This window comes from Microbacterium sp. H6, assembly GCF_003314775.1.
GTDB classification, from domain to species: Bacteria; Actinomycetota; Actinomycetes; order Actinomycetales; family Microbacteriaceae; genus Microbacterium; species Microbacterium oxydans.
Genome location: NZ_QOAY01000012.1, coordinates 1 through 10,951 on the forward strand (window position 1 = coordinate 1; position 10,951 = coordinate 10,951).

General features: G+C 69.0%; 8 protein-coding genes and 1 pseudogene. 4 read left to right on the forward strand and 5 right to left on the reverse strand.

Features of this window, described 5'->3' with window-relative positions:
- From DSP71_RS00395 to msrA, 3 genes are all read left to right on the forward strand, one after another.
- Nucleotides 1–957 (forward strand): carbohydrate-binding protein (locus tag DSP71_RS00395; protein ID WP_258546184.1); only part of this gene is annotated, 957 nt, incomplete at its 5' end.
- Between the two features lie 139 nt (nucleotides 958–1,096).
- Complete coding sequence (msrB, locus tag DSP71_RS00400; protein WP_113680086.1) at nucleotides 1,097–1,585, forward strand: peptide-methionine (R)-S-oxide reductase MsrB; 489 nt, start codon at nucleotides 1,097–1,099, stop codon at nucleotides 1,583–1,585.
- Nucleotides 1,582–2,127 (forward strand): peptide-methionine (S)-S-oxide reductase MsrA, encoded by a 546-nt coding sequence (msrA, locus tag DSP71_RS00405; RefSeq protein ID WP_058632294.1) that lies wholly within the window; start codon nucleotides 1,582–1,584, stop codon nucleotides 2,125–2,127. Before msrB ends, msrA begins: the two co-directional genes overlap by 4 nt.
- A gap of 84 nt (nucleotides 2,128–2,211) precedes the next feature.
- Here the strand turns inward: msrA and DSP71_RS00410 are convergent, their stop codons facing one another.
- The 3 genes from DSP71_RS00410 to DSP71_RS00420 all read right to left on the reverse strand — a co-directional run bounded on the left by DSP71_RS00410 (nucleotide 2,212) and on the right by DSP71_RS00420 (nucleotide 5,125).
- Entirely contained in the window at nucleotides 2,212–3,027 is an 816-nt protein-coding gene (locus tag DSP71_RS00410; RefSeq protein WP_174799745.1) for an alpha/beta fold hydrolase, read from the reverse strand.
- Between the two features lie 156 nt (nucleotides 3,028–3,183).
- Nucleotides 3,184–4,635 carry a catalase gene (locus DSP71_RS00415; RefSeq protein ID WP_113680087.1) on the reverse strand — a complete coding sequence of 484 codons (1,452 nt, stop codon included), beginning with the start codon at nucleotides 4,633–4,635 and terminating at the stop codon, nucleotides 3,184–3,186.
- A 67-nt stretch (nucleotides 4,636–4,702) separates the two neighbouring features.
- Entirely contained in the window at nucleotides 4,703–5,125 is a 423-nt protein-coding gene (locus DSP71_RS00420; RefSeq protein ID WP_058632292.1) for a Fur family transcriptional regulator, read from the reverse strand.
- 200 nt (nucleotides 5,126–5,325) lie between these two features.
- On the opposite strand from DSP71_RS00420, the gene DSP71_RS00425 reads away from it, so the two are divergent.
- The gene (locus DSP71_RS00425; protein ID WP_179515707.1) at nucleotides 5,326–8,880 is read left to right on the forward strand and encodes a GEVED domain-containing protein; all 3,555 of its coding nucleotides are present in this window, start codon (nucleotides 5,326–5,328) and stop codon (nucleotides 8,878–8,880) included.
- Nucleotides 8,881–8,904: 24 nt separating this feature from the next.
- Here DSP71_RS00425 and DSP71_RS00430 read toward each other — a convergent pair whose 3' ends face one another.
- Complete coding sequence (locus DSP71_RS00430) at nucleotides 8,905–9,870, reverse strand: squalene cyclase (RefSeq protein ID WP_113680089.1); 966 nt, start codon at nucleotides 9,868–9,870, stop codon at nucleotides 8,905–8,907.
- Between the two features lie 44 nt (nucleotides 9,871–9,914).
- Nucleotides 9,915–10,951: pseudogene (locus tag DSP71_RS00435) on the reverse strand (hypothetical protein); the annotation flags it as partial.

A 10,951-nucleotide genomic window follows, 5' to 3' on the forward strand; every position in this document is an offset into this window, starting at 1 on the left:
CGGGCGGATGCCGGGCGAGACCTGGCGGCGACCCCCTACGCGGTGGGTGAACAGGTGCCCTACGGCTTCCGGGTCGACAACCGCAGTCCGGTCACGGTCTCGGTGGTTCCCGCATCCGGTGACTTCTCGCCCTTCCTCCCGCCGGGGGCAGGAAACTGTCGGTATCGGGACCTGCCGGTCGGCGCGGGGTACGACTGCGGGACCGCGCGCCACACGGTGACCCAGGCCGACATCGACCGCGGCTTCTTCGTCGCCGACACGACGTGGACGGTCGAGGCGGCAGGGCAGTCGACGAAACGCATCGCCGTGGCGGGTGGCGAGGTCGATGTGATCGCGCGCACCCCCGGGGTGTCCGGCGCAGCAGTGGGTGAGTGGGCGGACGGGAACGGGAACGGCGTGGCCGATGCCTCCGACACCGTGACGTGGACCCGCACCGTCGAGAACATCGGCAACGTCGCGCTCGATGCCGTGACCGCTGCCGGAGCGGACGTGGGGGTGCTCGCCCCCGGTGAGAGGACGACCCTCGATCCGATCGTCGTCCGGCTCACGACCGACGACATCGCGCGCGGGTCGATCGATTCGGCCCCCTTCGATGCGGCGGCGGTGAACGGGGCGCTCGAGGTCTCCGCTTCGATCGACGCCTCGCCGCTCGTGCTTCCCATCGCCGCCGCATGGAGCACCGGGACCGTGTATGCCGAGGGGCAGCTCGTCTCGCTCGACGGGCGCCTGTGGCAGGCGTCGTGGTGGACGCGCGACCAGCGCCCAGGCGACCCCGTCGGTCCGTGGCAGGAGCTCCTATCCGACGCGGAGGGAGCGACCGTGTGGACGGCCACCCGCGTCTTCACCGCCGGCGATGCTGTCGTGCACGACGGCATGCGTTTCGAGGCGAAGTGGTGGACGCGCAACCAGCAGCCGGAAGCTGCGACGACCGGCGGCCCGTGGCGGACGCTCGACTGACGCTCCTCCGCAGAGGGGGCAGCCGACGAGCGTCCTGAAAACTCACAGCCCGTTCCCAGGGCTGCGGGACCAAATCGGGCCGCTCGTCGGTTCTTCTCTGAGACGGCGCAGCCAGCGATGTCGGAGAAGGAGCCAGATCATGTCGAACGACTACGGCAAGACCCCCGAGGCCGTCAGCGGCCTCACCCACCTGCAGTACGAGGTGACGCAGCAGGACGCCACAGAGCCGCCGTTCCGCAACGCCTACTGGAACAACCACGACGACGGCATCTACGTCGATGTCGTGTCCGGCGAGCCCCTGTTCTCGTCGACCGACAAGTTCGACAGCGGTACCGGCTGGCCGAGCTTCACGAAGCCCATCGACGCCGACGCGGTGACCACGCGCACCGACCGGTCGCTGTGGATGAAGCGCACCGAGGCCCGTTCCGCCGGTGCGGACAGCCATCTCGGACACGTCTTCGACGACGGACCCCGCGCCGAGGGCGGTCTGCGCTACTGCATGAACTCCGCGGCCCTTCGCTTCATCCCGGCGGACAGCCTGGAGGAAGAGGGGTACGGTCGCTACAGCGTCCTCTTCGCACGCCCCACCACCACCGACACCCCCGACACCGCTGAGGAGCAGTCATGACCGACGACGGAAACATCACCCGCACCCCTGGAACCGAGACGGCCGTGCTCGCCGGCGGCTGTTTCTGGGGCATGGAAGACCTGATCCGCCGTCAGCCCGGCGTGCTCGACACCCGCGTCGGCTACACCGGCGGCTCGAACGACCACGCGACCTATCGCAACCACCCCGGCCATGCCGAGGCGGTCGAGATCGTGTTCGACCCGACGAAGACGACGTACCGCGACATCCTCGCGTTCTTCTTCCAGATCCATGACCCGTCGACCAAGGACCGTCAGGGCAACGACATCGGATCGAGCTATCGTTCCGCGATCTTCCCGCTCACACCGGAGCAGGAGACGGTCGCGCGCGACACGATCGCCGACGTCGACGCGTCCGGTCTCTGGCCCGCGAAGGCCGTCACCACGATCGAGCCGGCCGGTCCCTTCTGGCAGGCCGAGGAGGAGCACCAGGACTACCTGATCAAGTACCCGAACGGCTACACCTGCCACTTCCCGCGTGCGGGATGGGTGCTGCCGAAGCGCGACGAGGCCGCCGCCGTCTGAGCGCATCCCGACGTGTGGCCCGGTCGCCTGTCGACCGGGTCACACGTGTGTCGGATGGGTCTCTGCGGGCGAGGACTCTGCGGGCTAGGACTCGGCGGGCTGGGACTCTGCGAGGAACGCCACGGCCGCTTCCTTGAAGTCGCGGGAACCGGGGGCATTGAAGTGGTTCCGGTTCGGGATCTCGAAGAACCGACCGTCGGGGGCGGCCGCGGCCAGAGCCCGCGAGCCCTCGATGATCGCGTCCTTCGACCCGGTGGCGAAGAGGATCGGTCGAGTCGGCGCATCCGAGGGATCGGGGTCGATCATGCCCGATGCCCGCATGCCCTCGGCGAGTGCGACGAGCGCCTGCAGGTCGTTGCCGGGCACCCGCTCGGTCAGCGCGATGTAGTTCTGTGTCGTCCGGTCGGCCACCGGCGTGCCATCGGCGATGTAGGCCCGCACCTGATCGAGGTCGAGCCGCGCGAGAGGGATGCCGTCCGGCACGCCTCCGAGCACCGCCCGTCCGATGCGATGCGGCAGCTCGCGGACGACCTCCCAGCCCACCCGCGCGCCGAGGGAGTACCCGACGTAGAACGCGTCGTCGACGAGGTACGTGTCCATCACGGTCTCGACGTCGGTGACCAGGGTGCGGATGCGATAGCCGTCGGGGTCGTGCGGCTTCTCGCTGAGGCCGTGCCCCCGCTGGTCGAGCGCCAGCACCCGATAGCCCGCACGCGTGAGCTCACGCACCCAGCCCGTGAGCACCCAGTTGTCGCGCGCGTTCGATGCGAAGCCGTGCACGATGACCACGACCGGGGCGTCGAGCTCACCCCAGGTGTAGGTCGCCAGCCGGGTGCCGTCGGCGGCGTACACGTGTTGGGGTGCGGGCATGCTGGTCAGGTCGGAGAGAGGGACGGCCACCTCTCCATCTTGGCCCTGTTCGCGGACGCGGGGCTCAGACGCCTTCGCGGGTCTGGGCGATGGGGCGGGCATCACCGGGCCACGGGGCACTGCGAGAAACGGCCCCCGGGGACCGAAGTCCCCGGGGGCCGTTTCTCGTTCCGGCGATCGCGAGGATCAGACCCGATCGCGCAGGGCGGCACCGAGCTCGGCGTCGACGTTCGTCCAGTACTGGAAGAAGCGCTCGCGGATGGCGTCGACCGTGATCGAACGCCCCTGACCGGTCAGGGTCTCCAGGAAGCGCGCGCGCTGCTCACCGTCGAACACGTCGCGGTAGAGCGTGCCCGGCTGGCCGAAGTCGTCGTCCTCGGCGTGCAGGGTCGCGGCGGAGCGCTGGATCTCGCCGTCGGCTTCCCAGTTCACCTCGATGCCCTTCGACGGGTCGGCCTCCGGTCCGCCTGCCGCTCCGTAGGAGTTCGGCTGGTAGGTGCGGTGCGCGGCATCGTTGAACTGGTAGCGCATCGAGCCCTCGTGCTGGTAGTTGCGCGCCTCGCTCGCGTGCGGCTGGTTCACCGGCAGCTGGTTGTAGTTCGGGCCGATGCGGTGACGCTGGGCATCCGGGTAGGCGAAGATGCGCCCCATCAGCATCTTGTCCGGGGAGATGCCGGTGCCGGGCACCTGGTTCGATGGCGAGAAGGCGGCCTGCTCGATCTGCGCGAAGAAGTTCTCCGGGTTGCGGTTCAGGGTCAGGGTGCCGACCTTGATGCGCGGGTAGTCCTTCTTGGAGATGGTCTTGGTGAGGTCGAACGGGTTGAACCGGTAGTCCTTGGCCTCGTCGTACGGCATGATCTGCACGTAGAGGTCCCACTTCGGGAACTCGCCGTCGGCGATCGAGCGGAACAGGTCGCGACGGTAGTGGTCGGCGTCCGACCCGGCGAGCTGCTCGGCCTCTTCGTTGCTCATCGCCTCGACGCCCTGCTGCGAGATGAAGTGGTACTTCACCCAGAAGACCTCGCCCGCGGCGTTGATCCACGAGTAGGTGTGCGAGCCGTAGCCGTTCATGTGGCGCCAGCTGAGGGGGAGACCGCGGTCTCCCATGAGATACGTGACCTGGTGGGCGCTCTCCGGCGACAGGGTCCAGAAGTCCCACTGCATGTCGGGGTCGCGCAGGCCCGAGTCGGCCAGTCGCTTCTGCGAGTGGATGAAGTCCGGAAACTTGATCGCGTCGCGCAGGAAGAACGTCGGAGTGTTGTTGCCGACGATGTCGAGGTTGCCCTCCTCGGAGTACATGCGGAGCGAGAAGCCGCGCACATCGCGCCAGGTGTCGGGCGAACCCTGCTCGCCGGCGACCGAGGAGAAGCGGATCAGGGTCTCGCTCGTCGCTCCCGGCTGGAAGACGGCTGCCCGCGTGTAGGCGGACACGTCTTCGGTGACGACGAACTCGCCGAACGCGCCGCCTCCCTTCGCGTGCGGGTTGCGCTCCGGCACCCGCTCGCGGTTGAAGGCCGCGATCTTCTCGACCAGGTAGTGGTCGTGCAGGACGGTGGGGCCGTCGGCACCGACGGTGAGCGAATGCGTGTCGCTCGCGATCGGGGCTCCGGCCTGCGTGGTGGTGGCAGGTTTCGTCATGGTGTTCTCCTTCTCCGCGTGGGCGCGACGATCACCCCCATCCGGGGACGGGCGATCGGCGGCCCTGCTACTGCGCGGCGTTCTGGCAACTGGGGCACAGGCCCCAGAAGGTGACTTCGGCTGTCTGGACGGTGAATCCCCCCGTCGAGGACGGGGTGAGACACGGAGCTTCACCGACGACGCAGTCCACATCGCCGATCGCACCGCAGGAGGTGCAGACGACGTGGTGGTGGTTGTCATCGATGCGCCGCTCGTAGAGCGCTGCGGAACCTGCCGGTTCGATCCGGCGGATGAGACCCGCCGTCGTCAGGTCCGCGAGGATGTTGTGCACCGACTGGATCGACGTGGTCGGCAGCACTTCGGACACGGCGCGGTAGACCCGCTCCGCATCCGTATGGGCCATGGAGTCGAGAGCCTCGAGAACGGCGACGCGGCCCGCGGTCGCCCGAAGCCCAGCGCCGCGAAGCGCCGAGTCGAGTTCTGTCTCCATCCCCCGAGGCTACCTTGTTTTTTGAATAACTCAAAAGAAAGAATTCCGGCATGCCGCGTCCGGCTGCGGGGAGAACCGGAGATCTAACCCAGGTGAGGTCCCCAAAAAGACCTGGGATTCCGGCGAGCCCTCCGTTACTCTGGGCAAAATCACAGCTTGGGCGGCGTGGTGGTCGCGCGAGCGAAGCCGAGGGAGCCTCGATGCCGTCTCAGACCAGCCAGCCCGGTGTCCTGTCCTCTGCGCGAGAAAAGCAGCGCAGATCGTTTCTGGCTCGTCTTCGTGTCTCCCGTGCGCGTCGCAAGCCTTTCGCCGTCGTCGCACTGCTGACTCTCGTGCTGGCAGGGCTCGTCGTCCCTGCGACGACGGCGAGCGCCGCCCCCGGTGACGCCGCACAGCTGTACCTGGGCCCGTCCTACGAGGGCCCGATCGTCGGATCGGACAAAGACCTGACCGCGCCGACCGAGTGTCCGTCGAACTCCGTCCTCACCGGGGTGCAGACCGAGAACCGTCAGCAGACCTCTCCGGTCAGCCCCAATGCGAACTCGATCCTGGTGCGCTTCGCTCTTCAGTGCTCGACGATCACGGTGAGCAATGCCGGCGTCGTCACGGGCACCGTGAACCCCACCTGGATCAACGGACCGGTCTACGACCAGAGCCGTGGAAACCTGCAGACCGGCACCTGCCCGGCCAACACGTTCGTGCACCGCATCACGGGCACGACCTATGTCGGCGACAACGGGGCCCGCTGGCCGTCGTCGGTGCAGATCACCTGCCGACCGATGATCCTCACTGGGGCCGGGGAGCTCCGCGTCGACCTCGCCGCCACCCCGACGGTCCTGACCATCGGGCAGGACTTCAACACCAACGGCGGACTCCAGACACCGACCCCGCGTTGCGGCCCCGGAGACACGACCGGCACCAGCGACATCCTGGTCCGCGGCTACCGCGCGCAGAGCGGCGGGGAGGGCATCGACGGGTTCAACCCCTCGTGCGCCACGGTCCCCGACGACTTCGGCGACGCGCCAGCCAGCTACGGTTCCGTCTCCCATGAGCTGAACGCCGCGACCTACCTCGGCTGGTCGGCCGATGCCGAGACCGCGATGCAGTACAGCGCGAACGCCACCGGCGACAACCAGGTGGGCGGCACGGCCCCGAACCAGTTCATCAACGACGAGAACGGCGTCTCCACGTTCGGCCCCATCACGGCAGGCATCACCGGCAGCTACTCGGTCTCGGTGCTGGTCGCGAACAAGGCGCCCGGCACGACCGCCACTCTCGTCGGCTGGGTCGACTTCAACCGGAACGGCGTCTTCGACGCGAACGAAGGGGTCTCGGCGCCCGTGCCGGCGGGAACCCCGGACGGCTCGTCCGTGACGCTCACCTGGCCGGGGATCATCTCCCAGACGGTCGCGGGCCCCACTTTCGCCCGGTTCCGGATCGCCAACGGCACCGGCTTGACCACGTCTACGCCCACGGGTACCGGAGGCCCCGGTGAGGTGGAGGACTATGCCCTCACCATCGCTGCGGCGAACCCCGGAATCTCGCTGTTCAAGTCCGCGTCGCCGTCCGGTCCGGATGACTTCACGGTCGGACAGGTCATCGACTACACGTTCGTGGTCACGAACACGGGCGATGTGCCCCTCACCGACATCAGCGTCGACGAGACCGCCTTCACCGGCTCCGGCACTATGTCGACCCCGGTCTGCCCGACGACGCCTCTGGCGCCTGGGGCACAGGCGACCTGTACTGCGAGCTATACGCTCACACAGGCCGACATCGACAGCGGTTCCCTCTCCAACACCGCGACCGCGACGGGCGTCCCGCCGGGCATCCTCGTGCCCCCGGTCTCCCCACCCTCGACCGTGAACGTGCCGGCGACATCCACGGCCGCGCTCACCCTCGTGAAGAGCGCTGACACCGCAGAGATCACCGCAGCGGGGCAGGCCATCGCCTACTCGTTCCATGTGACCAACTCCGGCAACGTGACGCTCACGAACGTCACCGTGGATGAGACGGCGTTCTCCGGCACCGGAACGCCCCCGGTGATCACCTGCCCGGCGGGAGCCGCCTCGATGATCCCTGGCGCGCAGATCACGTGCACGGCGACCTATACGACGACCGTCGCCGACTACAACTCCGACTCCCTCGACAACACGGCCACCGCGACCGGCACCCCGCCCTCGGGCACGCCGCCGGTGTCGCCGCCGTCGAGCGTCGAGATCCCCGTCGCCTCGGCACCGGGGCTGACCGTGGCGAAGACGGCCGATCGCACGCAGCTCACGGCGGCGGGCGAGACGATCAACTATTCGTTCCTGGTGACGAACACCGGCAACGTCACGCTCACGGGCGTGACGGTGAACGAGACGGCGTTCTCCGGGACGGGGACGCCTCCGGTGGTCACGTGTCCCGCCGGCGCGGCGTCGCTCGCGGCAGGGGCGACCGTGACCTGCACGGCGTCGTACGTCGTGACACAGGCCGACATCGACTCGGGCGGCGTGACGAACACGGCGACGACCACCGGTACCCCGCCCACGGGTGAGCCTCCGGTGTCTCCGCCGTCGACCGTCGTCGTCCCCCCTAACCCCGTGCCCGGCATCAGCGTCGTCAAGTCGGCGAGCCCGAACACCCCTGACGCCTATCAGGTGGGACAGGAGATCACCTACTCGTTCGTCGTGACCAACACCGGCAACGTCACTCTCACCAACGTGACCGTGAACGACGAGGACTTCTCCGGTTCGGGAACGCTTTCTCCGATCCAATGCCCGGCAGGCGCGGCTTCCCTCGCTCCGAGCGTTCAGATCGTCTGCACCGCCACGTACGTGCTGACCCAGGCGGATGTGAATGCGGGGCAGGTCACGAACAGCGCGACCGCGACAGGGGTTCCGCCCGGTGGTCTCGTTCCTCCGGTCTCGCCGCCTTCTGAGACCGAAGTCCCCATCGTCCCGGCTCCTGCGATCAGCATCGTGAAGTCGGCGACTCCTGCGACGATGACGGCCGTGGGCCAGACGCTCGCGTACTCGTTCGTGGTGACCAACACCGGAAACGTCACCCTCACCGACGTGACGGTCGACGAGACGGCGTTCTCCGGCTCCGGTTCACTGTCCGCGATCGTGTGCCCGGCGGAGGCTGCGAGCATGCTGCCCGGTCAGATCGTCACGTGCACGGCGGAGTATCAGACGACGCAGGCCGACGTGGACTCGGGTCTCCTGACGAACACCGCCATCGCCACGGGCACCCCGCCGTCGGGGCAGCCACCGGTCTCGCCGCCTTCGACGGTCGAGGTCCCGTTCGACGGGACCAACTCGCTCGCCCTCGAGAAGCGAGCGAACCCGGTCGACGTCAACGGCAACGGTGTCATAGACCCCGGCGACCGTATCGAGTGGACGATCATCGTCACGAACACCGGCGCGCAGACCATCGACGACATCGTCGTCAGCGACCCCACGGCTGGTCCGGTCACCTGTCCCGCCACGAGCCTCGGTTCGGGAGCGCAGATGACCTGCACGGTGCCTCCACACACCGTCACCACCGCCGACGTCGGTCGCGGCCAGGTGCGCAACGTCGCCACCGCGACGGGTGTCCCGCCCGGCGGCGGAACGATCGTGCCGCCGCCGTCGGAGACGACCACGCGGGTGTTCCCGCCGCCGCCGCCCACGCTGGCGGTCACGGGAGGCACCCTCTCGGCCGCTCTCATGGTCGGGGGACTGATGCTCTTCCTCGGGGCCGCTCTCCTGCGACGTCGGCGCACGACGTGACGTCGGCTCGTCGGTGCGGACGGTTCAGCGGCCGTCTGCACCGTCGAGCACGCGCGTGCCGATGAGGGTGAGCCATCGCGACGGCGCTCCCTCCTCGGCATCGACCGGGAACCAGGTGCGCCCGGGGAGCGCAGCGCCCTGCAGCCAGGTGCCGTCGTCCTGACGCGACCGCCTCACGAGATCGAGCGCATCGGTGATCCGCGGATCGGACGCGCCTCCCTCGTGCAAGCGGGCGTCGCGGAAGTGGTCGAGAGCGGTCAGCGCGCTGTACTGGTGCCGACTCGGGTAGACGAAGTGCGAGACGAACGGGCCCACGAGCTTGCCCGTCGACTCGCGGTACAGCAGTCGGCGGCGCAGCAGGTACTCCTCGCCCCGGTGCCTCGCCTCGCGCAGGGAATCGTCGCCGGTGAGACGTTCATACGACAGCATGCCGCGCAACGCATTGAGGGTCGAGTGGAACGAGGAGCGCACGGAATCGCCCTCCTCCGCCTCGCAGTTCCATCCGCCGTCGTCGAGCTGGTGCGCCGGGAACCAGCGGGCGAGTTCGGAGACATCGACTCCCAACCAGGCGCCGTTCGCCAGCGTGAAGGCGTTGATGCACACGTCGACCTCACCGCCCCAGAACGGCAGATCCTCGTACTCCCATCGGCAGTTGCGCGCAAGGCGCTCGGCGGTGTCTCCGAGCGCCGCGGCCTCGACGCCCCATTCCCGAAGCTGATTCAACGACCAGCTCGTGGCCGTCCAGGGCTGTATCGGCTGACGCGCCTCCTCGGTCTCGAAGTAGCCGCCGGGGAAGTGCGCTCCGCCGGCCCACTGCCCGTCGGCGTCCTGATGCGCGAGCAGTGCCGCACCCAGTCCCTCGGTCGCCACGCGTCGCCGGGTCGCCTGCCACACCCGTTCCGGTTCTCCCAGGAGGTCGCGTTCCACCTGCCAGCGCAGCGCCGGATCGGAATCGAGCAGCCAGTCCTTGGTCCGAGCCGTGATCGCCATGGGGGCACGCTACCCGTCGACCTGCGCCCCCCGGAAGGGGGGGTCTAGCTGCGCGTGACAGTGAACCCGGCTCCGCGGACGCGCACCCTTCCCCCACCGACAGCCTGCCCGCGCTGCGCGCCATCGGCCTCGTAGGCGCGTCCCGACCCCGCAGCCAGGGGAGCGACGCGCTGGTCCCGCCCCGTTCCGTCAGCGTAGAGCACGGCGGTCCCGCTCGTGGTCGCGTACACGGCGGAAGCGACGGCAGGCTGGACCACGAGCGCGTCAAGACGCACGTCTCCGCGGCTCGTGCAGCGCACGGTCACGGCCTCGCCCGGCAGATCTCCTCCCAGTCGCTCAGGCACGAGCATCCCGTCGGCCTCGGTCAACCCTCGCTCTCCCGTGCCGCCGGCGGGCGTGGTGGAGCGCCACAGCCGCTTCCGGCCACGGAACACCTCCCACACCGCGTCGCCGACCTCGGCGGACTGCCGCCAGATCAGGCCGTGCAGGATCCCGCCCGCCTCGGTCACGTCGAACTCGACCCACTCGCCGCGAGGGATGCGCACGTATGCGCCGCCGGAGAGGTTGCCTTCACCGATCCAGGCGCCGCCCTCCGGCCGCTCGACCGTTGAGCCGGGGGAGAGTCGTGCGGTCTCCGCCTCCAGCACCCGCAACCCCGAGAACGACCGCAGTCCGGTGATCGATGTCGCGAGGTCGGCCGCATCCCGGTTCGCGTCGAGCAGCTGCATCGTCAGCAGCCCGTGGATCGTCGACTCGGCACCCGAGTTGCGGTTCACCCGCCCGTCGGTCTCGACGCCATCGAAGGTGACCCCGGTCGCTGTGTCGTACACCGGAACGCCTGCCGTGTTCGCGCCGAAGAACCATCCGGCGGCGAGTCCTGCGAGCACGCGGAGTCCTTCCCCTCCGACCGCGGACGCCTGGAGCGCGCCGGCCACGCGACCGTGCGCGCCGTAGGCGATCTGCGCCTCGGCCGGAAGCGGTGCCCACGCATTGTGCGGCCCGCCCGATGCGAGCACCTGCGGGGTGAAGCGTCCGGCATCGGACAGCGCGGCCTCCGACCAGGCTCGTCGACGCAGCAGCG

Bases quoted from the DNA above. Each gene is read 5' to 3' on its own strand.
- msrB (WP_113680086.1), top strand. From the start codon at position 1,097: ATGTCGAACGACTACGGCAAGACCCCCGAGGCCGTCAGCGGCCTCACC.
- msrA (WP_058632294.1), top strand. From the start codon at position 1,582: ATGACCGACGACGGAAACATCACCCGCACCCCTGGAACCGAGACGGCC.
- DSP71_RS00415 (WP_113680087.1), bottom strand. From the start codon at position 4,635: ATGACGAAACCTGCCACCACCACGCAGGCCGGAGCCCCGATCGCGAGC.
- DSP71_RS00420 (WP_058632292.1), bottom strand. From the start codon at position 5,125: ATGGAGACAGAACTCGACTCGGCGCTTCGCGGCGCTGGGCTTCGGGCG.
- DSP71_RS00425 (WP_179515707.1), top strand. From the start codon at position 5,326: ATGCCGTCTCAGACCAGCCAGCCCGGTGTCCTGTCCTCTGCGCGAGAA.
- DSP71_RS00430 (WP_113680089.1), bottom strand. From the start codon at position 9,870: ATGGCGATCACGGCTCGGACCAAGGACTGGCTGCTCGATTCCGATCCG.